Genomic DNA, 22765 nt, shown 5'->3' on the forward strand with positions numbered 1-22765 from the left:
GCAAATCAAGCGTCGAAACGCTTATTCTTCGATCGTGTATTCGCCCAGCTCACAGAGATCCTGTGTGTCGGTGGTGACGTCGAGATCATCACCCTGGAATTCGAAGCGCATATCGTACTTGCAGACGTCGCGGCCGTCGGCGATGGTGATTTCCATGGTCTCGCCCGCGCCAAGCGCCTGGCTGCCGAAGATATCGTCTTCCCACTTGTCGACGCCGACCGGCGAAGCGTGGAAATTGTTGAGCACCGATTTCGTGCCGTTCTTCAGCGTGAAGACGAGGTCTTCCGCATGAGAGGCACTGGCTGTCAACAACACCGCAGCGGCGGCAACGGCGATTTTCATTCTCTGCATTTTCTACTCCCTAAAGCCCAATCGGCTGCAGGCTTTAAAGCGCTCCAAATGTGAATGCGGCATGAATGAGGCAGGTGTAATTCGGCCCACCCTAATGCGCGCATCGCGATTAATTTTTGACAATAATCACCCTGAAGGAGCAAGCGCCTCGACGCACTGACAACCAATCAACTCATTGTTTTCACATGAAATTATTGAGAATTCATGCTCATTCCCAGCAATCTCCCGGACGCGCTCTCCCTGTGAAAGTCACGCTGAGCCAGCCGCCAATGACGATTCCAGCCCCATGAACATGCAAAACACCCCCAAAGATGGCGCAGCCCGATTAGTCAATTCTGTGCAGCGCCACCCACAAAGCAGCAGAATAGCCTCCACAGACCGCCAGTTGGGTGGACAGCGGACATGGTCCGATAGCTCCGGACATCATATCAAGGATCCATCCCGTGTCACGATCCATCGCTCGATGCCGCGGCCATCGAGATCTGCTCAACGCATCGGAGTGGACGTGTTGCACAGCGGCCGCCGTGGAGAACGACGCTACCTGGCTGCAGCCCGCTGCTTGTCGGCGTGTTTCAGTTCGTTGACGTCGTGCTGCAGCACGAGCGCCTGCAACACGGGATGATCCCAGATCGTTTTGCCCTGCGGGGCCTGCAAGGGCTCGACATCCAGCGGGAAGGCATCAATAAGCTTCTGCGCATCGAAGGCCCTTTCTACCCAGGCCCGATCGATTGCGGCCATCAGGTCTTCCCAGTCGGTCGGTTCACGATGGGACTGCGTATAGACCGGCAACTCGGACATGCCGAGCCCCCGATAGAGATCGATCACCCGCGTATCGAGGTCGCAGCTGTCATCGAGCTTGCGCACGTTCAATCCCTTATGAGGACCGTGCGTTGGAAAGTGAAGGCACGGGATACCGTAGCTTTCTGCGAAGACCATGCCGTGCAGGCTGGTCGAGACGATCCGGTCGCAAGCAAGAATCTCGTCGATCTTGTCCTTGATGGCATTCATCCCGATCGGCGTCACGGTGTTGATGAGATGGACATGGTCGTGCAGATGCTCGGGAATGCCGTAGCGCAAAAGGTCCGGCTTGACGTGGGTTTCCGGGTCGCGGTCGGAAAGCTCCGAAAGATGGACGATGACGCCGAGCTTCCATTTCTTGACCGGCGCAGGATTGTAAAAGCGGGGAAGCAACCAGACAGGATCACCATAAACGCCCACCGACCCTTCCGGTTTTCCTGTGAGGAGTTTTTCCGAATACGGGCCGCGCGTCGCCGTAACATGAAAGCCCGCCTCGCCGGCCACACTGAAGCGGCGGCGATCTTCCATCGGCGCGCTCGGATTTTCCCAAGCCGAAGCGCCGGTACCCCAGAACCAGACCTCGCCGCCGGCAAAGCCGTGGCCAATCGTTCCGACGCAGGCCATGCGCAGCGATTGTGATTTCGACGGAACGCGCTCGATGTCCCGGCCGGACAGAAGCGCCACCATGACAGCGCTGAGCGCATCGCCGACATTGAGGTAATCCATCGTCGATGTGGATCCGGCCCAGGACAAAGGAACCTTGCCATGACGGCGGGTGTAACGCGCAAGATTATTGGATTTCTTGCCGGATGCACGATCCATCAGCGCATTGAAAATCGATCTCACCAGGAATTCCTCTGCAACACGGCCTCGCAAATGGAAGCTAATATACGGATGTCAGCCAGTATACAAAAATGGGACGATTGAACAGTTCATTCGTATTCGCACGTGACGACGCAGCGAACTCCGGGTCGTCCAGCACTCACCGTGCGCGGCAGAGTCAGTATGCTTTCTCGCAAGAGTATTTCGTGTGATGTCAGTTGACTATCGCCGTTCAGTGAATAAACATTTTGGCACAACCGGAGATATGGCTGTGGCGTTATTTGAGTATGTTCAGGATGGTGAAGTGAAGAAAGCTTCTGGGAGCTTCTTCAGAGGGGGGCATACGAACTTTCACCCGACCAACAACTCCTTTTCTCAGCCGGACTTTATTGATGAGTATGTGATGAAGGGCTGGGAGCCGTCATCAAAGTTCGTTACCAAGGACACGCCCATCGTCGCGTTCGGTTCGTGCTTCGCCGCCAACATCAGTAACTATCTGCACAATCGTGGCTACACCGTTCTGACCAAAGGGGACAACAAGGCGTACATTACGCAGATGGGCGATGGCATCGTCAACACCTCCGCCATCCTCCAGCAGTTTGAATGGGCTTGGCTGAACAAGATACCCAAAGGAGATCTGTGGCACGGCTTCAAAGCCCAGGAGTTTGGCTATGAGGAGAGTGTCAGGCTGGACACCAAGGCACTCTTGGATAGTGCAGGGCTGTTCATCATCACGCTTGGCCTATCGGAGATATGGTACGATGAGGTTACCGGAGAGGTTTTTTGGAGAGCCGTACCGAAAGATCGCTACGACCCGGGCAGACACAAATTCAGGGTGGCGACCCACGCCGAAACCCTTGCCAATCTTAAGGCCATCCATTCGATAATCCGGCAATTCCGGCCGGACGCTCATATCGTTTTTTCAGTTTCCCCGATTCCTCTGACGGCGACCTTCCGGCCGATCTCCTGCCTCACAGCCGATGCCGTCTCAAAGGCTGTCATTCGGGGAGCATTGGATGAATTCCTGCGAGGACACGGGGATGATGACCGGCTTCACTATATGCCCAGTTACGAGGCAGTGACCCGCCTTTTCAATAACCAGTGGGAAGTCGATCGTCGTCACGTCCAGCCCCACATCCTGGATTTCAACATGCAGATGTTCGAGTCCTTCTACTGCACCCCAGGACTCTCCAAGGATTCACTGACGAAGACTTTCAAAGCCGCCATAGAGGAAGACTTGAAGATCGGGATGAACGGTCAAGAGAGCGATGGCTTGACCTATTCCGAAATCAGGCGGCAGAAGATAGAGGAAAGGCGGGAAGCCCGCCGTCAAGCGAGAATAAGGGAAAGAGTGTCGGCCAGAGCCGACGCCAAGCGGATGCTTGTACGGGAGGCAGCCGCCCCAGGAAAACCCCAATCCAAGATAAAACGCGTTGCAGGAATCCTTTCCAAGGTCGCTATTGGTCTCTTGGCACTTCAAGGCGTTGTGGAGCTGGTAACCTGAACAATCCTGTTCCAGCCGCCCTGCACCGAAGATGGACTTCGCACGCAATCCAAGACTACGCTTGCCGAAAGCTAGACAGTGGCAACAGCATTGCTGTGTTCCAGAGGGTTTATCCACGAAGAATAATGGTGCTGCTAGAGAGATTTGAACTCTCGGCCTCTCCCTTACCAAGGGAGTGCTCTACCCCTGAGCTATAGCAGCATCGTGCGCTGGATCAGTGTTTGTCCGGCGCGAGCGAGGGCCTATTGCCATAGCTTGTTGCGGAGCGCAAGCAGCAAATCGAAGTTTTCACTGGATGGCGTGTTCGAAAAACACGCCGCTCTTCCGGAGTGCTTGGTTTTGCGGTATCTGAGCGGTCATGCAAGATAATAATGATCAGACACGCAAACACGCTGCAACGCCTGCTGCGCCAAGCAAGCTCGAAGCGGGCAAGCTTGAACCGGGGCATGAGGCCGAGCGGCAGGCCGAGGCACGACGCGAGCGGGCGGCAAAGACGCTGCGCGACAATCTTTTACGGCGCAAGCAGCAAGGACGGGCGCGCCGCGCCGGGGCGGCCGACGAAACATCCGGCCTGCCTGCCGCAAAAACGGACGAATCGGCTGAATAATCCCCCGCCAGCACCATTGACCGGATCCGGGGGCGGATCGCCGGTGGTTGGCGAAGTCATTGTTACGTCCAAGACCACGCCGATGTCGACGGGGCCTGCGGATTAGATCATCCAGACTGTGTGGTGTTGTATCTGCATATCTCCGAATGCGGCTACACCGCCTTTGTTCAATTCGCTTCTCATTTCACGGTGCATCCTTTATGGAGACGCCAATCTCTTAAAAGTCCGGACTATCAGGAAAGGCGGGCGGCGCCCGTAAGGTACCCTATGGATCGCATCAGAATTACCGGCGGCAACGAGCTGCGCGGCATCATCCCGATTTCCGGCGCCAAGAACGCCGCGCTGCCGCTCATGATCGCGTCGCTTCTGACCGACGATACGCTGACGCTCGAAAACGTGCCACATCTGGCCGATGTCGAGCAGCTGATCCGCATCCTTGGCAATCATGGCGCCGACATCTCCGTCAATGGCCGCCGCGAACGCCAGGGCGAAGGCTATTCGCGCACCATTCATTTCACGTCGCGCAACATTGTCGATACGACCGCTCCTTATGAACTGGTCTCCAAGATGCGCGCCAGCTTCTGGGTCATCGGCCCGCTTCTCGCTCGCGAAGGCAAGGCCCGCGTCTCGCTGCCGGGCGGCTGCGCCATCGGCACGCGGCCCGTCGACCTGTTCATCGAGGGCCTGACGGCGCTTGGTGCCAATATCGAGATCGACAGCGGCTACATCAATGCAACGGCCCCAAAAGGCGGCCTGGTCGGCGCGCGCTATGTCTTCCCGAAGGTTTCGGTCGGCGCTACCCACGTGATGATGATGGCGGCGACGCTTGCCAACGGCACGACGGTGATCGGCAATGCCGCACGCGAGCCGGAAGTTGTCGATCTCGCCAACTGCCTCAACGCAATGGGCGCCAAGGTTTCTGGTGCTGGCACATCGACGATTACCATCGAGGGCGTCACCTCGCTGTCGGGCGCACGCCACCGCGTCCTGCCTGACCGGATCGAGACCGGCACCTATGCCATGGCTGTCGCCATGACCGGCGGCGATGTCGTGCTCGAAGGCACCAATGCCAAACTGCTCGACACGGCGATCGAAGCGATCCGCCGCGCCGGTGCCGAAATCACCGAGACCGAAAGCGGCCTTCGCGTCGTGCGCAACGGTGGCGGCATCAAGCCTGTGGACGTGGTGACTGACCCCTTCCCGGGCTTCCCGACCGACCTGCAGGCCCAATTCATGGGCCTGATGACCAAGGCTGCAGGCACCTCGCACATTACAGAGACGATCTTTGAAAATCGTTTCATGCACGTACAGGAACTGGCCCGTCTCGGCGCCAAGATCACCCTGTCCGGACAGACGGCGAAAATCGAGGGTGTCGAGCGCCTGAAGGGCGCCCCTGTCATGGCGACCGATTTGCGTGCATCCGTATCGCTTGTCATCGCCGGTCTGGTGGCCGAGGGCGATACCATGGTTTCGCGCGTCTATCACCTCGATCGCGGTTTTGAGCGACTGGAAGAGAAGCTGAACAATTGTGGTGCGCAGGTCGAGCGCGTCAGCGACTGATCCGGCCTTTCGAATCCGCGTCCACGGTTGCGGATTCGACGCTGGCGTCCTATGTCCTTTCTCATGATGACGGTGGCCTCTGGCTGCCCAGGCAAGGGATGATTGGCATGGACGGTTTGAAGCTGATGGCGCTGGATCAGGAAGATCTGGAGATCGTGTCCGCCCATGTGCAGGACGCGGTCTTCAAGGTTTCCGGCCTCGATTACGCGCCGCGCTTAAAACAGTTGTCCTTGGTCATCAATCGCTTCGTCTGGGAAACGGCCGAAGGTCGCGGCAAGTCGTTCGAGCGCCGCCGCAGCCTGCTCGCCTTCAAGCGCGTCACGGCCGTCCGATCAATCGGCTTCAGCCGCAAGGACGACGAGAAGGTGCTGTCGCTTCTGGCCATCCAGTTCGAACAGAACGGCGAAGGGCCGGACGGAACCGTCGAGTTCATCCTGTCCGGTGAAGCCTCGATCATGCTCGATGTGGAATGTATCGAGGTTCAGCTTGCAGATACCGGCGGTGCATGGGAAACCGGTTTCAAGCCGCGCCATCCCGCCGGCGCCTGATATCCTGACCGCCGGCCCAAGAGGGCCGCGCATCTCTGCCGACCGCGCATAAGGACGTTTCCATTGGCCATCCGTCTCGACTATCTGACCCCGGGCTTCGAAGCCGAATTCGCAGCCTTTCTGACGACCAAGCGGGAAGTGTCCGAAGACGTCAACGCCGTGGTCAAGACGATCATCGATGACGTTCGTCTGCGCGGTGACGTGGCGCTGGCCGAATACACAAGGAAATTCGACGGCCTCGATTTCGCTGTTACCGGCATGGCGGTGACGGCGGACGAGATTGATGCCGCTATCAACGCCGTTCCCTCCGAAGTGCTGGGCGCACTTAAGGTCGCCGCCGTACGCATCGAGGCGCATCACGCCCGCCAGCGGCCCAAAGACGATATTTACGAGGATTCAATGGGCGTCGGCCTCGGCTCGCGCTGGACGGCGATCGATGCTGTCGGTCTCTATGTGCCGGGCGGCACGGCGAGCTATCCAAGCTCGGTGCTAATGAATGCGCTGCCGGCAAAGGTTGCGGGTGTCGAGCGCATCGTGATGGTCGTTCCCGCCAATGGTGGCGTGATCAATCCGGCCGTTCTCGCCGCCGCCCGCATGGCCGGGGTCTCGGAAATCTACCGTATCGGCGGCGCCCAGGCGATTGCGGCCCTTGCCTATGGCACGGCAACCATCGCCCCGGTCGCCAAGATCATGGGCCCGGGCAATGCCTATGTCGCCGCCGCCAAGCGCCAGGTGTTTGGCGCTGTCGGCATCGACATGATCGCTGGCCCTTCGGAAGTGCTTGTGATCGCTGACCGCGACAATGATCCGGACTGGATCGCCGCCGATCTTCTGGCCCAGGCCGAACACGATGTTGGCGCCCAGTCGATCCTGATTACCGACGACGCAGCCTTTGCGGCCGCGGTCGAGGCCGCGGTCGAGCGCCAGCTGCGCACCCTGCCCCGGGCGGAAACGGCGAGCGCCAGCTGGCGTGATTTTGGTGCCGTAATCCTGGTGCCTGATTTTGACGTGGCCGTGCCGCTCGCCAACCGCATTGCCGCCGAACATCTCGAACTTGCCCTCGCCGACGCCGATGCGATGATCCCGAAAATCCGCAATGCCGGTGCGATCTTCGTTGGTCGCCACACGCCGGAAGTGATCGGCGATTATGTCGGCGGCTCCAATCACGTGCTGCCGACCGCACGCTCCGCCCGGTTCTCCTCCGGCCTCGGCGTGCTTGATTATATGAAGCGCACCTCGATCCTGCGGCTCGGCGCCGACCAGCTGCGCGATCTCGGACCGGCCGCCATCGCGCTTGCCCGCTCAGAAGGCCTGGAAGCCCATGCGCGCTCGGTTGCCATCCGCCTCAATCTCGGGGGCGAGGGATGACATCCAGCCACCGTCTCTGCGATGTCCTGCTCGACGAAACCATCGGCCGCTCGACGCCCGATGTCGAGCATGAACGGGCGGTTGCGATCTTCGATCTGATCGAGGAGAATTTCTTCGAGCCGGCCGGCCACATCGGCGGCCCCTACCGGCTCAAACTGTCTCTGGTCGATTCCAAGCTGGTTTTCGCGATTACCACCGAGACCGACGCGGGGGTTGCCACCCATATCCTGTCGCTGACACCGTTCCGGCGGATCGTGAAGGATTATTTCATGATCTGCGAAAGCTATTACGAGGCGATCCGTTCCTCAACGCCAAGCCAGATCGAAGCGATCGACATGGGGCGGCGCGGTATTCACAATGAGGGCTCGCAGACGCTGATGGACAGGCTGTCGGGCAAGATCAAACTCGATTTCGATACGGCGCGGCGTCTGTTCACGCTGGTGTGTGTGCTCTACTGGCGGGGATGACGGTGACGGTCGCTGCTTCCCCCAACAAGCCGCAGCGGAGCGTCAAATCGCCGGGATCGGTGCTGTTCATGTGCGGCATGAACGCGATCCGCTCACCGATGGCGGAAGTGCTGGCAAAGGCGATGTTGCCACAAGGCACCTATGTCGCGTCGGCCGGGGTTCGCCCCGGAGAGCGCGATCCTTTCGTCGATGTGGTTCTGGAGGAGATCGGGCTGACGGCAGGGCGGCACCAGCCGCATACGCTAGACGAACTGGAAGACGACTATTTCGATCTTATCGTCACGCTGGCGCCCGAAGCGCATCATGCGGCACTGGAACTGACGCGGTCGATGGCGATCGATGTGGTCTACTGGCCAACGCCGGATCCGACGGTGGCCACCGGCACCCGCGAGCAGATCGTTTCGGCCTATCGCGAGGTTCGAAATCACATTGCCAGCCTGCTCAAGCATCGTTTGCTTGGACAAATGCCGGATAAGATGGCATAGGGCGCTGACCAAACCGGAAAATGAAGCCGCTGCTGTTCACAAAACCGCGGCGATTGTGTAGTTTCCGCCAAATTTTTAAAAGGCGCGGCACGCGCCTCTACCGAAGCACAGAAAGACATATCCTACATGGCGAAAGAAGAAGTCCTCGAATTCCCGGGCGTCGTTACCGAATTGCTTCCCAATGCAACGTTCCGCGTCCAGCTCGAAAACCAGCATGAAATCATTGCCCATACGGCTGGCCGCATGCGCAAGAACCGCATCCGCGTTCTCGCCGGCGACAAGGTCCTGGTTGAAATGACGCCTTACGACCTGACCAAGGGCCGTATCACCTATCGCTTCAAGTAAGCGCAGTGCGGCCTCAGCCGCAAACTCGAGATCGATGGCCCTGTTGCGATGGCATTGACACATAAGCTGATCCTGGCTTCCGGCTCGCCGCGGCGCGTCGAACTGCTTGCGCAGGCAGGCATCGAGCCGGCGCGCCTGATGCCGATGGATCTCGACGAGACACCGAAGCGCACCGAGCATCCGCGCTCGCTCGCCTGGCGGCTGTCTGCCGAAAAGGCCAAAGCTGCGCTCGCTGCCATCAAGGGCGAGCCCGGCTGGGAGGGGAGCTATATCCTCGCCGCCGATACTGTCGTGTCCGTCGGCCGCCGTATCCTTGGCAAGCCGGAACTGGTCAGCGAAGCCTCAAGCGCGCTGCACCTTCTGTCCGGTCGCAGCCACCGCGTCTATACCGGCGTCTGCCTGATCACGCCGGACAAGACGGTGCGCCAGAAGGTCATCGACACCAAGGTTCGTTTCAAGCGCCTTTCCAGTCACGACATCGACAGCTATCTGGCGTCCGGCCAGTGGCGCGGCAAGGCAGGTGCTTATGGCATCCAGGGCATTGCTGGCAGCTTTGTCGTCAAGCTGGTGGGCTCCTACACCAATGTCGTCGGCTTGCCGCTCTATGAGACCGTCAGTCTGCTTTCAGGCGAAGGCTACGACGTGCATGACAGCTGGATGAAGGGCTAAGGCCATGAGCTCAGACGAAACCAAGGGCGCCTCCAACGTGGCGCCACTGCGCAAGACCGTGCCCTGCCCCGAGTGCGGGCGCCCGTCGCACCGCGAACACTACCCCTTCTGCTCTGACCGCTGCCGCAATGTCGATTTGAACAGATGGTTGACCGGCTCTTATGCGATTCCAGTCGCCGACGATGAATCAAAAGCCAACGGCGAGGATTGAGAACGCCCGGATTTTCGCGGGATATCCGTTGTTTTTCAATTATTTGCATCAAATGACATTTTCCTGTCGAAAAAACGTCATTTGGTGCTGGACACCGCCGAACAAGATGTTATAACCCCGCTCGCTTCCGGGGCGAAACCAACGCCCCACGGTTCTGAAAGCGGAACCATTGCCCGCAAAGGCAGGATGCCCGGATAGCTCAGTTGGTAGAGCAGCGGATTGAAAATCCGCGTGTCGGTGGTTCAAATCCGCCTCCGGGCACCATTCACTTGCTGAAAACGCCAAGTCTTTGGAAACCCGTTGATCCCGCTTACGCTGGCAACACGTTAATGAACGTCCAAAATACCTCTGCAAAACTGCGTTTTTCCTTCAAGGCCTTGCTTCGGAAAAATCGAGCCTCGTCTGTCTGTACCCGACTGACAGGAGAACTGTGACATCTATCCGATGCCACAGCAGATCCTACTATATCGTCAGCGGATTTTCGCAGGCCGGGTGCGGATTGCGCCGGACATGCGTCAAACTCGGCTCTGCAGGTATGCAACGCCAGAGATCATCATCGAAGGTTTTCAAGCGCGCGCGCCAATAGTCCTGGTCTCCACCTTGAGGCCCGAGTTTGACCGGGAGCGATACTCACCTCAAAGCCGCCTTCGCGTCGATCTCCGCGAATATGGCATCGAATCGTGACCGGGCGCGGGCTGGGACCTCCAATGCCCGGATAGCGCTGGTGAGTTCGGCTTCACCCACCTTGATCAGCATGATCATGCCCATGGCGAAATGCGGTGAGCACTTGATGCCGTAAAAACCTGCTTGGTCGAAGGTAACCTCGATCTCCTCGTTGATCTTGCCCTTGAAGCCGGCATAACCCTCCGGAACCATGCCATCGATCGACGCGGCATTATGGCTCTTGTTGGTGGCAATGAACTTGACCCGATCACCGGGCTTCAACTCGATGTAGTCGGGCTCGAAAACCATCGACCCCTTCTCTCCGCGATTGCGCATCTTGACCTCGAACGTCTCGGCCAAAGCGGGGAGCGAGGTCGAGAACAGGAGAGTTGCCGCAATAAGGGTTCTTGTGATTGAGATCATGATATTCTCCGGATGGACTGCTGGACAGGAACGGACGTGCCCGGCGCGCGATAGCGGATATGGCACCCGGTTTCCCCCTCATGTTCGATGTCGGCATCCACGCCGAACACGCGCTTGATACAGTGTGCATCCAGAACCTCGCGCGGGCTGCCGAGTGCCGCCAGACTGCCCCTCTCCATGACGGCGATGCGATCACAGAACATGGCCGCATGGTTGAGATCATGCAGGGCCGCGACCACGGTAAGGTTCTGCTCGCGCACGAGATGCAGCAGGCCGATCTGATGGCCTATATCGAGGTGGTTTGTCGGCTCGTCGAGCAGCAGGATGGAGGGCTGCTGGGCGAGCGCCCTGGCAATGTGCAATCTTTGACGTTCACCGCCCGAAAGCGTATGCCACCATCGCCCGGCAAAGCCTTCCATATCGACATTGCGGATCGCCTCGTCGACGATTGCATCATCACTCTTCGACCAGGGTGATAGCGGGCCGAGATGCGGGGTCCGGCCAAGCTCGACGGCCTGGCGCGCAGTGATGCGCTCAGCGGTTTCGGCCTGCTGCTCGACAAGTGCTATCCGCTTGGCGATCTCCCGGCGGCCAATCGAATGGATTGGCTGACCGTCCAGCAAGACGGTGCCCGAGTGGGGCTTGCGGATCCCCGACAGCAAAGACATCAGGCTGGTCTTGCCCGAACCGTTGGGGCCGACAATACCGAGAAACTCGCCGGGGACGACATCCAAAGACACGTCATGAAGAATGGTGGCACCACCGGCCGACCACGAAACGTTTTGCGCGGAAAGGTTCACGCCGGCGCCCTCCTGCGGCTGAGGATCAAGGCGAAGGCTGGGGCGCCAAAGAGCGCGGTGATGACGCCGATCGGCAGGACCTGCCCCGGTATGATGACCCGCGATATGATATCGGCAGCGATCATGAAGACGGCGCCGATGAGGGCAGATGCAGGGATAAGCAATCCATGCCGCACGCCAACGACCATCCGGGCAGCATGCGGGATCACCAGCCCTATGAAACCGATCGAGCCGACAATGCTGACCATGACCGCCGTCATCAGTGCCGACACGCCGATCAGGATGGCGTAGACGCGGCGGACATGAATGCCCAAAGAGGCGGCCGATTCCGAGCCGAAGGTGAAGGCGTCAAGCGCGCGCGCCTGCCAGAGGCAGACCGCAAGGCCGATCACGGCGACGGGAAGCGCAAGCGAGACGTCAGTCCAGCGGACACCGGAAAGGTTTCCAAGCAGCCAGAACATGATACCGCGGGCCTGCTCCGCATTGGCCGCCTTCGTGACAATGAAGGACGTCAGCGCATTGAAGAGCTGCGAACCGGCAACACCGGCCAGAATGATCGCGCTGGTGCCCCGTCCGGCGCGCAAGGCGAGCAGGCTGACGAGGCCAAAGGCGATCAGAGCTCCGGCGAATGCGCCTGCAGGCATCGTCAGAAAACCCGCTCCGAAGCCGAGAATTGCCACGCCGACCGCGCCGGTCGAAGCCCCGGCGGAAATGCCGAGAATATAGGGATCAGCCAATGGGTTCCGGAGCAGCGCCTGCAACACGACACCGGAAACCGCCAAGGCCGAACCGCAGCAAGCGGCGACAACGGCGCGGCTCATCCGGTAGTTCCAGACAATACCCTGATCGAGCGGATCGAGCGGATAGCCCGCGTTCCAGAGCCGATTGGCCACGGTCTTGGCGACGATGTCCATGGGAATGGCAGTCTCGCCGATCGCCGCGCCCAGCCAGAGCGCTGCGACCAGAACGACAAGCGCCAGCAGGATGGCGCTTGTCTTTGAGAGGGAAGAGGTGATGGCGATCACTTGTTGAGGCCGGATGCGGCGATCGCGTCAGCGAGCACCTCGATGCCCTCGATAGTGCGGATCGTCGGGTTCATCGCCTGGGCGTCCATGACCACCACGTGCCCCTCCTTGACGGCAGGCATCAGGCTGGCAACGGGATCGGTCGTCAGGAATTCCTGCTTGACCGCGATGTCATCGGCCGGAAAGCGGCGGCGGTCCAACGCGCCCGCCACGATGATGGTCGGGTTTGACTTGGCAATCGTTTCCCAGCCGACCGTCGGCCATTCCTCTTCGCTGTCGATGACGTTCTTGATACCGAGTGTGCGGAGAATATAGCCCGGCGCACCATTCCTGCCCGCGACATAAGGGTCGATGTCCTTCTCGGCGCTTGAGAACCAGAACACGGCAGAGAGCTTGTCGTTGGCGGTGGTGATCTTTTTGCGAGCCGCCTCTTCGCGCGCCTTGAGATCGGCGATGACCTTCGCGCCCTGGTCCTGAACGTCGTAGATTTTCGCGAGTTCGGCGATTTCCTGATAGATCAGGTCCATGGTGAAGACACCTTTGCGGACACCGTCGCCACCGCTCGAATTGTCCTTGCCGACACAATCCGATGGCGAGACATAGACGGGGATGGCCAATTCCTCAAACTGCTGCGGCGTACCAACGACGCCTTCTGGGCCAATCATCCACTCGAACTGGGCTGTCACCAGATCGGGTTTCTTGCCGATGACGCTCTCGAAGCTTGGATCATTATCCGCCAACCGTTCGACCTTGGCATTGATCTCCTCGTACCCTTTCAGAACAGGGCCGATCCACAGCGCCGTGCCGACCATTTTTTCGTGAACGCCGAGCAAGTAAAGGATTTCGGTGGTGCTTTGTCCGATTGAAACAGCGCGTTCTGGAGCCTGATTGACGGTAACCTCACGGCCGCAATTGTGGAATGTCAGCGGATACTGGGTCTTCTCGGCAAAGGCCTGCGTCGATGCAAGGGCCGCAAGAACTGCGGCATTGGCCAGCACGACCAGCGATTTGCCGATATGCCGGGATGTTTTGGAAATGAACATTTAGTCCTCCGGATGAATCACGCCTCTGGACGGATTCTGTGAGGGCAAAGACGTCGTGGCGAACAACACCAAACACGGCATGTTCGCTGCCGAAGCCTTTCAGCCCGCGATGAAACAGATGCCGCGTGGTGGGAAATCCGGGAGAATACGTATGAATACGCTGTTAGGCCGGCAGGAAACCGTCATCAAATTCTCCTGTTCAGGGCATCCCCGCCCGTGACGTTGGATCGATCTTTTGACGGCAGGTCTCCTGGCTTACGGATATCTGCATCTCATCTGCCTTCCCGGGAGTTCTCCCAGTGGCATGACGCATTTTCGCGTCACGAGGATGAGCGGCAATCCGCTTACAGTTGCGGGGGCAGCCACGGTCTAGGTCCCTGCTGGGTCGTCCTCACCGTGTTCCCTATTAATCCCCTCGGAGTCATCGCTCGGGGAACCGTCGGCGGCGAGTTAGCATCAGGCATCAAGGCGCGTCAAGGCGAAACAGATGGCGTCTTGCGCTTTACGGTTGATTCTCGATTTGCTCTCAAAACCGGCTGACTGAAGCTTGGCCGACGAAGCTTCTTCCCCAAAACCAAGCGCCTCAGGCCGAGTTTATCAGTCCATTGACTCTTGCTTGAAAATGGAACATAAAGTGAACAAATGAGGCAATGCAGGCCGGCAGGCATCGTATCCTTGCTTGGCAGGATCACTCCACCGGATAACCGTTGAGGTAAGACATGAGCCATGTTGATGAAATTACGGCGCGGACACAGGCGGTTCTGGCGCGGTCGAGGGCATTCCGGGAGCGTTCGCAGGCGATGCGGGAAGAGCACAAGGCTCTGATCGAGCGCGCCTCGATCAAGTCGGGCCAGCTTCATTTCGTCTTTCCCGCGTCAAACCAGGACAGACCCAAGCACTAGGAAACCAACTCAGCGCCAGACCTTCCGCCGCGAACGGCCACGCTTGAATGTGCCGCCAATACCGCTACATTCTTTCGATGAATGCCCTCGCGGAGTAGACCCGATGAAACCTCTCATTTTCCTGAGTGTAGCCGCGCTGATGCTGGCCTCGTGCACCGCGCCGGATGTCGAGCCGATCCCGGGCAGTATCACTTATGGCGGCCAGCCGCGCACGAAGCTGACGAAATCACCGGTCGGCAGTGTCGTGCACAATTCGTTCCGCACCGTGACCGGCGTTGCCTACGAAACCTATATCATCCAGCCGGATCGCTCGCTGAAGCTGATCCGCCGCGAAATCCGCAGCGACTTTTTCGATCAGAATTGAGCTCCGGCGCCGCTTCAAGCCGCGGGTGCAGCTCTTGGCGACCGCGCCACCAACCGCGCATAGTCGATTGCCGATAGCATATTGACGTGATTGGCCTTTCCCGTACCCGCGATGTCGAAGGCCGTGCCGTGGTCGACCGACACCCGGTCGATCGGCAGGCCGAGCGAGACGTTGACGGCGGTCTCGAAGGCAACCAGCTTGATCGGGATATGTCCCTGGTCGTGGTATTGCGCGACGACGAGATCGAAGGCGCCGCCATAGGCGCGGGCATAGACTGTATCGGCGGAAATCGGGCCGACCACATCGATGCCCTTGGCCTGCGCCAGTTCAACTGCAGGCGCCAGGAATTTCGTGTCCTCATCGCCGAACAAGCCGCCCTCGCCGCAATGCGGATTGATGCCGGCGACGGCGATACGCGCCTTTTTGCCAAGACGCAGAAAATGGCGGTGCCCCGCCTCGATCGTCGCCAGCACACGCTCGACAGTCGCCCGTTCGATGGCGGTGCGCAGCGAAACGTGTGTCGAGACGTGGATGGTGTTCAGGCGCTCGGATGCCAGAAGCATGAAGGAGCTTTTCGATCCGGTCAGATGCGCCAAAAGGCCGGTATGGCCGTCGAAATGATGGCCGGCGAGGTTCATTGCTTCCTTGTTGATCGGCGCGGTGACGATGCAATCGACTGCGCCGGACATGGCCAGCTCAACCGCGCGCTTGATGTAACGTACGGACGCATCCCCAGCGACCGGGCTCACCTTGCCGATCGCAGGCAGGCTGCCATCAATCGCAACTTCATCGACGGCGATCGTGCCTGCGGCGGGCGTGGCGGAAAAATGCAATTCCGTTCCCGTTACCCTGTTGGCCCGTTCCAGCGCCTCGACATTACCGACGATGACGAAATTCGCCCTGTCGGCTTCGGGCAGCGCGGCCAGCGCCTTAACGATGACTTCAGGCCCGACGCCGGCCGGATCTCCCAGCGTAACGGCTACGCGCGATGTGCTCATGTTCAGTCCTCCGTGCGGCGCAGCGGCCGTTCCTGCGCTCCGGCTTGGCCGCGGCAGGCCTGTTCCAGTCAATAGGCGGCTTGATAGATCGAAAGAATGTCGGCGCGCTCAAGATCGCGCGGATTGTTGTCCAGCAGGCGGCGGATGGCAAAGGCATCATCAGCCATGACACCGAGATCCGTTTCCGGTACGCCCAAGGCCGAGAGCCGCATCTCGATACCGAGTCCCGCGCAGAAACCGGATGTGGCGTCAAAAACAGAAGCCTGATCCGCACCAGCCTTGAGATTGAGTGCCGCAATCACCTGCGCCGTCTTGTCCACGACGGCCGGAGCGTTGAAAGCCAGCACGTGCGGGAAGATCAGGGCATTGGCGGCGCCATGCGCCACATGCCAGCGCGTGCCGAGCGGATAGGCAAGCGCATGGCCACCGGCAGTATTGACCGGGCCCAGACAGAAACCGCCATAGAGCGACGCAAGCGACAGGCCCGCCCGCGCCTCGGCGTCAGAACCATCAGCAACGGCGCGAGCGAGATAACGGCCGACGAGACGCACGCCCTCTATCGCATAAAGGTCGATCATCGGATGCGCCTTGCGATTGGTAAAAGCCTCGACACAATGGGCCATGGCATCGACGCCGGTTGCAGCAGTCGTCGCAGCAGGCACCGTGAAGGTCAGACCGGGATCGATGACTGCAATGTCGGCGAGCATATGGATGCTCTCGACGGCAAGCTTGGCCTGCGTTGCCGGATCGGTGACCAGGGCGCGAATACCCGCTTCGCTGCCGGTTCCGGATGTGGTCGGCACCTGCGCCAACCCGGCACGGCGGCGCGCAGCCACCTTGCCCGCACCAACGACGTCGCGCAGCGTCTGGGTAGAGCCCGACAGCACTGACACAAGCTTGGCGAGGTCCATGGCGCTACCGCCGCCGAAACCGACGATCAGATCGGCCTGCGCAGCATTGGCTGCCGCAAGCACCAGATCGAGATTGTCCGCATCCGGCTCAGGCTTCACCTGTGAGAAAACAGTGACATCTCCCGGCAACTCAAGCAAATCGACACGGGATGCGTTGAACGCATCGGATATGACGAGAATGCGCGCGAAGCCCTGACTTCTGGCCCAGCTTCCAAGCTTTGCAGCCACACCGACGCCAAACTCTATGATCTCCGGCCGGATAATCGTGATGGGAGCACTCAAGCTGGTCATGGACATGTCCTCGTTGTTTTCGTCGCCAGATCCATCGAGGACCGCAACCAACATGTAAATTTGTTACATATAACCGCTATACATGGCAAGCACCAAGCTGCAGCGAGACCGCATTTTATCTCCATCCATATGCATTTTCCGAATTCAGGATGGTGCACGACAGAGAAAAAACTGCTGTTTTTATTGGGATATTATCGTTTAACTCATAAGATTCTTCGCCAAGCGCGACAAATCTTGTAGCGGGAGGGGAGCATGTCAAAACGGATGAGAGATCTTGTAAACAGACGTACGAATTCCGTGTCAACCGCCGCGGAATTCGTCAAACAGATACATACTTGTCAAAATTCTACCTGGGTGGTGCCCGATTTTTCACAGTTGTAAAAACCTCTTTTTCGTCTGCAACCCGGATGCGCCGCGCGTTAACCACTGCAACAGGGCCTCAAAAACCGTATCCGGGCTCCAGCCGCACATATTTGATCGCCCGGCGATAATAGGTGTAGGCGATATGGAGCGCGCCATCCGGCCCCTCGACAATCGATGGATAGGAATATTCGCGGTTGAGGGCATCCTTGGAATTGTTGGTGAGACAATAACCATCGCCGGTTTCCAGATAATCCGGGATACCAAAGGTCTCTCCACCATCACCAGAAAAAACAAGGCTCATCGGCGCACGAGGCACACCCCAGATCGCCCTCGGCCGGCCATCGGCGGCAGATACCGTCTCAGCTGGCACGGCCTGCGCCCCCTCCTCCGCCTCGATCTCGTCATACAGAGAATGGCGCCGGTCACTCGATGTCAAAGCATTGGAATGATTATAGATCAGCGCGATTCGGCCATCCTTGAGGGCCGCCGCCTGGATCGATGAATTGTTGTTGGGCAGCCCGGTTTCCGCCGGTGCGCTCCAGGTGATGCCATCGTCATCGGAATGGCTACACAGGATCTGCGCGGCAAACCGGTTGCGGAAAAAGGCGACCATTCGTCCATCACCGCGCGGGACGATATTCATGTGGACAGCCCCGACACTGTCAGGCAGGTCGATCATATCCCAGCTGGCTCCAGCATCACGGGAGATCAGAACGGCGGCGGTATCGGCATCACCGGTCCAGCGCTGGCCGGGCTCGCCAATGCAACGGAAAACAGGCAACAACCAATCGCCCCTCGCGGTGACGATAATCGGCTGGCGCACGAATGTGCCGGGATGATCGCAGAGAATCTCGACGGGACCGAATGTGCGCCCGCCATCAGTGGAGACCCGCCGTTTGACGACAGCACCATCCTGGTTTCCGGAGGTCTGCGACGTGAAGATCAGCCAGATATCGCCATCCGGAGCCGTGAAAATCAGCGGGTTCTGCTCGGACTTCTGCGGATCATCCGACATTTTTTCAGGTTGCGACCAGGCGTTAGAACCTGGCTTCAGCCGCGACATGTAGATCGAGATATCGCCCATGCCCTCCATGGTGCCACCGAACCAGACGCAGGTCAGAGTACCATCGGCGAGATAGGCCAGATTGGCGGCGTGGTTCTGCACACAGGGCGACGGCAGGAAGGCGTCAAAACGATGCTGCCGGGCGCCATGCGGACCAACAAGGCCGTTCATAAGCGGCGGAATTTCCTCATGCTTCAAACCCGAACCGGCTGTCATGACACAATCCTCTTTACGGCAGCTGCGCAAACTTGACCGCGAGATCAGCCTGATCTGCAGCACTCAAAGCCATCAGCGGCGGACGCGGGCGTGCCCAAGCGGAGTTGCCGTTCTTCAGTCCGACCATCGCCTTGATTGTCGGGATCTGGACATAAGAATTGGACAGTGAGCGATAGGCATTAATGCGCGCCTGCGCTGCCTCGACATCGGCTGCGCGTGCCGGATCCTTGGCATGGTCGTAAACGGTACGCAGGGAGTTTGCGACCAGGTTGGACGTTGCAGTGATGCACCCCGCCCCGCCGGCCTTGATCAGCGGCAAGAGCAGTGGATCAGCACCTGCAAGCACGGAAAAACCCGGGAATGCGGCAAGAAGCGCTTCCATATTGGCGAAATCACCAGCGGAATCCTTGATGCCGACCACCGTATCCGGGAAGGCTTCGATCAGCCGGCCGATCAGCGGCAAGCTGAGCGGAACGCCGGATACCTGGGGAATGTGGTAGAGCACGACCTGCAGCCGGTCATCGGCGATCGCTTCGATGATCCGCGCATAGGCGGCAAAAAGGCCCTCGTCCGAAACACCCTTGTAATAGAAGGGCGGCAGCATGACGACGCGGGTGACGCCAACGGACAGCGCATGCCGCGTCAGTTCAACAGTCTCGGGAATGGCGGCAACGCCGGTACCCGGCATCAACTGATCGCCGGATATCCCGACCTTCAGCGCCGCTTCCAGGATATCGCGGCGCTCGGCGGACGAAAACGAATTGGCTTCACCGGTCGTACCCAGCAAGGCCACACCGTGACACCCTTCACTCAAGAGCCGCTGGCAATGGGCCGTGAAAAGACCAAGATCCGGCGTGTCGTCAGCATTGAGCGGCGTCGTGGCGGCGCTGTAGACGCCGGTAATCCTGTGAATCGTCATTTTTGCAAATTCCTCCGCGGCGCCGCGCCATCCCGTGACTGCAGCCCTCCCGCTTTTTCCTCAACCATGACAACTTGTCAAGAAAAAATCCGGGTTAAAAATTTCAACACAAAATTATCATATTGAAAAATATGTATTTTATTTTTGATTCCTTACATCAATCGAATATGACTCGGAATTAATGTTGACATATTTACAATAAAAATCCAATGTCCGGCCTCATCATGGCGCGGCAGACTGTCCGGAACCGGCAGAAGGAGGGCGCGATGACAGCATCTATTGGAGGATCAGATGTCTAATCAGAACAAGGAAGGCGGCTCGTCGCAGCCGCAGATGACGCGCCGCAACGCCTTGAAACTCGGCCTCGGCACCAGTGTGGCGCTTGGCCTGTTCGGCCTGAATGCCCGGATCGTCATGGCCCAGGAAGGCCAGGTACTCAAGGTCGCAAACCCGGCCTTCAACCAGGATTGGTCACCATTGCGCGGCGGTGGCGTGCCGTATCGCTGGAATTCCGCCTGGTGGGCGTCGCCGATGTATTTCGACTCGAAGGGCGAACTGCACCCTTACGTCTTTACAAGCTGGGAGCCGGATGCCGACAGCAAGACATGGACCTTCAAGATCGATCCGAAGGCCGTTTTCTCGGATGGCAGCAAGATCACCGCTGAAGACGTCAAGGGTTCCTGGAATGTCTCAGCCATGCCGAACACCAAGAACCAGCGCGCCGACCAGGTCTTGAGCAAGGTTGCAGGCTATGCCGATGTCAGCGCCGGCAAGGCCAAGGAAATTTCCGGTATCGCAACGCCGGACGAAGGTACAGTCGTCGTCACCCTGTCGGAATCCGACCCGATCTTCTTCATGCGTCTCGGCAACCATATCGCGCCGATCACCAAGGCCTCGCAATCTCGAGGCGAAGATGGCGAGGAAATCACCGACTGGTACATGCCTGATAGCAGCGCCGTCTATTCCGGTCCCTTCAAGCTGACCAGCATCGATCTCGATGCCGGCAAACTGGTGTTCGAGCCCAACGAAAACTTCTTCGGTCCGAAGCCGAAGCTCGCCCGTATCGAGATCGACTCGATCGAAGACAACGTCACCGCGACATCGCTCCTGAAGTCCGGCGAATACAATGCCCATACGGAACTGGTCACCTCGACCATCATCCAGGACCTCGGCGCGAGCTTTGCCGAAGGCCCGCTGATCCCGACCAGCCAGCATTTCTGGTTCAACTCGGCGCGCGCGCCGATGGACGATCCGAAAGTCCGCCAGGCGCTGATTATGGCCGTCGACCGCGATGGCCTGATGAAGGCGTCCTTCCCGGATGGCCCGCACAAGAAAACCGACCAGGTCATCAACTCCGTTCCCGGCGCCGACAATTCCGGCTTCGAGCCTTATCCCTACGACCCGGAAGGCGCCAAGAAGCTGCTGGCCGAATCCAGCTATGGTGGCCCGGAACGTCTTCCCAAGCTGCTCTTCGTCGGCGTTTCCGGTCCCGCCATCGAGGCTGCCGCCCAGTTCATCGCCGAGCAATGGCGCCAGAACCTCGGCATCACCGCCGTCGATATGAAGCCGCAGCAGGATGCCTATGCAGGGCCTGACCAGAATGCGGTGCAGATCTTCCGCGACGACGTCGGCACCCGTGTTCCCGATGCGGTGTCCTATCTCGCCGGTTCCATCGCCTCGACTTCGTCGAACGCGCAGAACAAGCTTGGCGGCTACAAGAACGACAAGGTCGACAGCCTGCTGGCGGAAGCCGCCACCAAGTCAGTGGACGATCCGCAGCGTGTGGCTCTGGCGCTAGAAGCCCAGAAGGCCTTCCGCGAAGACTGGAGCTTCATCCCCTGGTACGCGCAGGCGATGTCGCGCTGGGCGACCGACAAGGTCACCGGCATGGACAAGAACCTCGACTGGCAGGTTGTTGCCCCCTGGGACATTTCGGTCGCTGGCTAAGGCGCCGCGCTGACACCTTATTCTGTGCGGAGGCGGAAACCGTTTCCGCACAGATTGCGAATGCTGGAGTATGATTGCGGCGCTTGACCCCGCAGGGCAAAGCTCGAAGCTTCATCTTCTGAAACCAAGGGTGGGAGACTGCCATGCTGCGTTACATCGCGACCCGTTTCGTCGTCTGGATACCATCCGTCCTTCTTGTCATGCTCGGCGTTTACGCGCTGGCCTATTACGGCGCCGGCGACCCGATCAAGTTGATCTTCCTGCGCGCGCCCGGCGACGTTGCCTATAATCCCGAGCGCATCGAGGCGATCCGCGAAAGCGCTGGCCTCAACCGGCCGTTCCTCATCCAGTTCGGCAGCTATATCTGGAACCTGCTGCACGGCAATTTCGGCAATTCGCTGAGCTCCGGCCGGTCCGTCTGGGCGATGATTTCGGCCGCGGCTCCCGTATCCTTCAAGCTGGCGCTCTGCTCCGTCATCCTGACCGCTGTCGTTGCCATTCCTCTCGGGCTGATCGCAGCGCTCAACCAGAACACCCGCACCGACTATGCCATTCTCGGCTCGGCGCTGTTTCTCTGGGCAATCCCGGCCTATGTCGCAGGCCCGATGCTGATGGTCATGCTGATCATGATCCTGCCGGGCTCCGCCGTACCCTATGGCTGGGGCGGTGTTTTCGACGTACGCATCCTGCTGCCGCTGCTCGTTCTTTCCTTCCAGCCGATCGCGCTGATCGTGCGCCAGACCCGCGCCGCCGTGATTGAAGTTCTGTCGGAAGATTTCGTCCGTACTGCCCGGGCCAAGGGCGTGCCGGAAATGATGGTGGCACTGCGCCACATCCTGCGGCCGGTCCTGACGCCCGTTGTCACCCAGCTCGGCCTGATCATGATCACCATCGTCAACGGCGCCATCTTCGTCGAGCTGGTCTTCGGCCTGCCCGGTCTTGGCCGCCTCACCGTTCAGGCGCTGACCAATACCGATTATCCCGTCATCCTCGCCATCACGCTGATCGGCTCGTTCCTGGTGATGATCTCCAACCTGCTTGTCGATGTGCTCTATCCGTTACTCGACCCGCGCGCCAACGATACAAGAAGGAGCCGCTGACC

General features: G+C 59.3%; 24 protein-coding genes, 2 tRNA genes and 1 riboswitch. Of the genes, 15 read left to right on the plus strand and 11 right to left on the minus strand.

Going from position 1 to position 22765, the window contains the following annotated elements; genetic code table 11:
* Positions 1-21: 21 nt before the first annotated feature.
* Complete coding sequence (locus ASD36_RS04145) at positions 22-351, minus strand: hypothetical protein (protein ID WP_112834481.1); 330 nt, start codon at positions 349-351, stop codon at positions 22-24.
* Between the two features lie 537 nt (positions 352-888).
* Positions 889-1995: a polysaccharide pyruvyl transferase family protein gene (locus ASD36_RS04150; RefSeq protein WP_244481781.1), complete on the minus strand. Its 1107-nt coding sequence runs from the start codon at positions 1993-1995 to the stop codon at positions 889-891.
* A 187-nt stretch (positions 1996-2182) separates the two neighbouring features.
* Here ASD36_RS04150 and ASD36_RS04155 point away from each other — a divergent pair, with 187 nt between their 5' ends.
* Positions 2183-3475, plus strand: a complete 1293-nt coding sequence (locus ASD36_RS04155; protein ID WP_112834482.1) for a GSCFA domain-containing protein — start codon at positions 2183-2185, stop codon at positions 3473-3475.
* Positions 3476-3601: 126 nt separating this feature from the next.
* On the opposite strand, the gene ASD36_RS04160 is transcribed toward ASD36_RS04155, so the two are convergent.
* Positions 3602-3676: transfer RNA gene (locus tag ASD36_RS04160), tRNA-Thr, on the minus strand.
* A 157-nt stretch (positions 3677-3833) separates the two neighbouring features.
* Between ASD36_RS04160 and ASD36_RS04165 the strand changes: the two genes are divergently transcribed.
* From ASD36_RS04165 to ASD36_RS04210, 10 genes are all read left to right on the plus strand, one after another.
* A complete protein-coding gene (locus tag ASD36_RS04165; RefSeq protein WP_060500356.1) occupies positions 3834-4082 on the plus strand; it encodes a hypothetical protein in 249 nt (82 codons plus the stop codon).
* Positions 4083-4349: 267 nt separating this feature from the next.
* The gene (murA, locus tag ASD36_RS04170) at positions 4350-5642 is read left to right on the plus strand and encodes a UDP-N-acetylglucosamine 1-carboxyvinyltransferase (RefSeq protein ID WP_060500358.1); all 1293 of its coding nucleotides are present in this window, start codon (positions 4350-4352) and stop codon (positions 5640-5642) included.
* Positions 5643-5749: 107 nt separating this feature from the next.
* Positions 5750-6190: a DUF2948 family protein gene (locus ASD36_RS04175; RefSeq protein ID WP_060500360.1), complete on the plus strand. Its 441-nt coding sequence runs from the start codon at positions 5750-5752 to the stop codon at positions 6188-6190.
* A 63-nt stretch (positions 6191-6253) separates the two neighbouring features.
* The gene (gene hisD / locus ASD36_RS04180; protein ID WP_060500362.1) at positions 6254-7558 is read left to right on the plus strand and encodes a histidinol dehydrogenase; all 1305 of its coding nucleotides are present in this window, start codon (positions 6254-6256) and stop codon (positions 7556-7558) included.
* Positions 7555-8025, plus strand: a complete 471-nt coding sequence (locus ASD36_RS04185; RefSeq protein ID WP_060500364.1) for a UPF0262 family protein — start codon at positions 7555-7557, stop codon at positions 8023-8025. The genes hisD and ASD36_RS04185 overlap by 4 nt, the downstream gene beginning before the upstream one ends.
* A complete protein-coding gene (locus ASD36_RS04190) occupies positions 8022-8510 on the plus strand; it encodes a low molecular weight phosphatase family protein (RefSeq protein ID WP_060500366.1) in 489 nt (162 codons plus the stop codon). Before ASD36_RS04185 ends, ASD36_RS04190 begins: the two co-directional genes overlap by 4 nt.
* A 126-nt stretch (positions 8511-8636) precedes the next feature.
* Entirely contained in the window at positions 8637-8855 is a 219-nt protein-coding gene (infA, locus tag ASD36_RS04195) for a translation initiation factor IF-1 (RefSeq protein ID WP_037105236.1), read from the plus strand.
* Between the two features lie 48 nt (positions 8856-8903).
* A complete protein-coding gene (locus tag ASD36_RS04200) occupies positions 8904-9524 on the plus strand; it encodes a Maf-like protein (protein ID WP_060500367.1) in 621 nt (206 codons plus the stop codon).
* Between the two features lie 4 nt (positions 9525-9528).
* The gene (yacG, locus tag ASD36_RS04205) at positions 9529-9735 is read left to right on the plus strand and encodes a DNA gyrase inhibitor YacG (protein ID WP_060500369.1); all 207 of its coding nucleotides are present in this window, start codon (positions 9529-9531) and stop codon (positions 9733-9735) included.
* Positions 9736-9923: 188 nt separating this feature from the next.
* Positions 9924-9999: transfer RNA gene (locus ASD36_RS04210), tRNA-Phe, on the plus strand.
* 366 nt (positions 10000-10365) lie between these two features.
* On the opposite strand, the gene ASD36_RS04215 is transcribed toward ASD36_RS04210, so the two are convergent.
* From ASD36_RS04215 to ASD36_RS04230, 4 genes are read right to left on the minus strand one after another with little or no spacing between them, the layout of a single operon-like run.
* Positions 10366-10821: a pseudoazurin gene (locus ASD36_RS04215; protein ID WP_060500452.1), complete on the minus strand. Its 456-nt coding sequence runs from the start codon at positions 10819-10821 to the stop codon at positions 10366-10368.
* Positions 10818-11621 carry an ABC transporter ATP-binding protein gene (locus tag ASD36_RS04220; RefSeq protein ID WP_060500454.1) on the minus strand — a complete coding sequence of 268 codons (804 nt, stop codon included), beginning with the start codon at positions 11619-11621 and terminating at the stop codon, positions 10818-10820. The genes ASD36_RS04215 and ASD36_RS04220 overlap by 4 nt, the downstream gene beginning before the upstream one ends.
* Complete coding sequence (locus tag ASD36_RS04225; RefSeq protein WP_060500456.1) at positions 11618-12646, minus strand: iron ABC transporter permease; 1029 nt, start codon at positions 12644-12646, stop codon at positions 11618-11620. Before ASD36_RS04225 ends, ASD36_RS04220 begins: the two co-directional genes overlap by 4 nt.
* Positions 12643-13689, minus strand: a complete 1047-nt coding sequence (locus ASD36_RS04230; RefSeq protein WP_082562690.1) for an ABC transporter substrate-binding protein — start codon at positions 13687-13689, stop codon at positions 12643-12645. Before ASD36_RS04230 ends, ASD36_RS04225 begins: the two co-directional genes overlap by 4 nt.
* 222 nt (positions 13690-13911) lie before the next feature.
* A riboswitch (cobalamin riboswitch) is annotated at positions 13912-14145 on the minus strand.
* 263 nt (positions 14146-14408) lie between these two features.
* Here ASD36_RS04230 and ASD36_RS04235 point away from each other — a divergent pair.
* Positions 14409-14591 carry a hypothetical protein gene (locus ASD36_RS04235; RefSeq protein WP_060500458.1) on the plus strand — a complete coding sequence of 61 codons (183 nt, stop codon included), beginning with the start codon at positions 14409-14411 and terminating at the stop codon, positions 14589-14591.
* A 103-nt stretch (positions 14592-14694) separates the two neighbouring features.
* Entirely contained in the window at positions 14695-14955 is a 261-nt protein-coding gene (locus ASD36_RS04240; RefSeq protein WP_060500460.1) for a hypothetical protein, read from the plus strand.
* 14 nt (positions 14956-14969) lie between these two features.
* Here the strand turns inward: ASD36_RS04240 and pdxA are convergent, their stop codons facing one another.
* The 4 genes from pdxA to ASD36_RS04260 all read right to left on the minus strand — a co-directional run bounded on the left by pdxA (position 14970) and on the right by ASD36_RS04260 (position 19716).
* Positions 14970-15953 carry a 4-hydroxythreonine-4-phosphate dehydrogenase PdxA gene (gene pdxA, locus ASD36_RS04245; protein ID WP_060500462.1) on the minus strand — a complete coding sequence of 328 codons (984 nt, stop codon included), beginning with the start codon at positions 15951-15953 and terminating at the stop codon, positions 14970-14972.
* 68 nt (positions 15954-16021) lie between these two features.
* Positions 16022-17155, minus strand: coding sequence for an iron-containing alcohol dehydrogenase (locus tag ASD36_RS04250; protein WP_060501346.1), 1134 nt, complete (start codon positions 17153-17155; stop codon positions 16022-16024).
* Between the two features lie 439 nt (positions 17156-17594).
* Entirely contained in the window at positions 17595-18797 is a 1203-nt protein-coding gene (locus tag ASD36_RS04255; RefSeq protein ID WP_060500464.1) for an exo-alpha-sialidase, read from the minus strand.
* Positions 18798-18810: 13 nt separating this feature from the next.
* The gene (locus tag ASD36_RS04260) at positions 18811-19716 is read right to left on the minus strand and encodes a dihydrodipicolinate synthase family protein (protein WP_060500466.1); all 906 of its coding nucleotides are present in this window, start codon (positions 19714-19716) and stop codon (positions 18811-18813) included.
* A 291-nt stretch (positions 19717-20007) separates the two neighbouring features.
* On the opposite strand from ASD36_RS04260, the gene ASD36_RS04265 reads away from it, so the two are divergent.
* Positions 20008-21663, plus strand: coding sequence for an ABC transporter substrate-binding protein (locus ASD36_RS04265; RefSeq protein WP_060500468.1), 1656 nt, complete (start codon positions 20008-20010; stop codon positions 21661-21663).
* Between the two features lie 143 nt (positions 21664-21806).
* Positions 21807-22763: an ABC transporter permease gene (locus ASD36_RS04270; protein ID WP_060500471.1), complete on the plus strand. Its 957-nt coding sequence runs from the start codon at positions 21807-21809 to the stop codon at positions 22761-22763.
* Positions 22764-22765 lie beyond the last annotated feature (2 nt).

It is taken from the genome of Rhizobium sp. Root1334 (genome assembly GCF_001426665.1).
GTDB lineage: Bacteria > Pseudomonadota > Alphaproteobacteria > Rhizobiales > Rhizobiaceae > Pararhizobium.

Coding starts and splice junctions, on each gene's coding strand:
- ASD36_RS04145 (WP_112834481.1), bottom strand. CDS start 351: ATGCAGAGAATGAAAATCGCCGTTGCCGCCGCTGCGGTGTTGTTGACA.
- ASD36_RS04155 (WP_112834482.1), top strand. CDS start 2,183: ATGTCAGTTGACTATCGCCGTTCAGTGAATAAACATTTTGGCACAACC.
- ASD36_RS04165 (WP_060500356.1), top strand. CDS start 3,834: ATGCAAGATAATAATGATCAGACACGCAAACACGCTGCAACGCCTGCT.
- murA (WP_060500358.1), top strand. CDS start 4,350: ATGGATCGCATCAGAATTACCGGCGGCAACGAGCTGCGCGGCATCATC.
- ASD36_RS04175 (WP_060500360.1), top strand. CDS start 5,750: ATGGACGGTTTGAAGCTGATGGCGCTGGATCAGGAAGATCTGGAGATC.
- ASD36_RS04185 (WP_060500364.1), top strand. CDS start 7,555: ATGACATCCAGCCACCGTCTCTGCGATGTCCTGCTCGACGAAACCATC.
- ASD36_RS04190 (WP_060500366.1), top strand. CDS start 8,022: ATGACGGTGACGGTCGCTGCTTCCCCCAACAAGCCGCAGCGGAGCGTC.
- infA (WP_037105236.1), top strand. CDS start 8,637: ATGGCGAAAGAAGAAGTCCTCGAATTCCCGGGCGTCGTTACCGAATTG.
- ASD36_RS04200 (WP_060500367.1), top strand. CDS start 8,904: ATGGCATTGACACATAAGCTGATCCTGGCTTCCGGCTCGCCGCGGCGC.
- yacG (WP_060500369.1), top strand. CDS start 9,529: ATGAGCTCAGACGAAACCAAGGGCGCCTCCAACGTGGCGCCACTGCGC.
- ASD36_RS04215 (WP_060500452.1), bottom strand. CDS start 10,821: ATGATCTCAATCACAAGAACCCTTATTGCGGCAACTCTCCTGTTCTCG.
- ASD36_RS04230 (WP_082562690.1), bottom strand. CDS start 13,689: ATGTTCATTTCCAAAACATCCCGGCATATCGGCAAATCGCTGGTCGTG.
- ASD36_RS04235 (WP_060500458.1), top strand. CDS start 14,409: ATGAGCCATGTTGATGAAATTACGGCGCGGACACAGGCGGTTCTGGCG.
- ASD36_RS04240 (WP_060500460.1), top strand. CDS start 14,695: ATGAAACCTCTCATTTTCCTGAGTGTAGCCGCGCTGATGCTGGCCTCG.
- pdxA (WP_060500462.1), bottom strand. CDS start 15,953: ATGAGCACATCGCGCGTAGCCGTTACGCTGGGAGATCCGGCCGGCGTC.
- ASD36_RS04250 (WP_060501346.1), bottom strand. CDS start 17,155: ATGACCAGCTTGAGTGCTCCCATCACGATTATCCGGCCGGAGATCATA.
- ASD36_RS04255 (WP_060500464.1), bottom strand. CDS start 18,797: ATGACAGCCGGTTCGGGTTTGAAGCATGAGGAAATTCCGCCGCTTATG.
- ASD36_RS04260 (WP_060500466.1), bottom strand. CDS start 19,716: ATGACGATTCACAGGATTACCGGCGTCTACAGCGCCGCCACGACGCCG.
- ASD36_RS04265 (WP_060500468.1), top strand. CDS start 20,008: ATGTCTAATCAGAACAAGGAAGGCGGCTCGTCGCAGCCGCAGATGACG.
- ASD36_RS04270 (WP_060500471.1), top strand. CDS start 21,807: ATGCTGCGTTACATCGCGACCCGTTTCGTCGTCTGGATACCATCCGTC.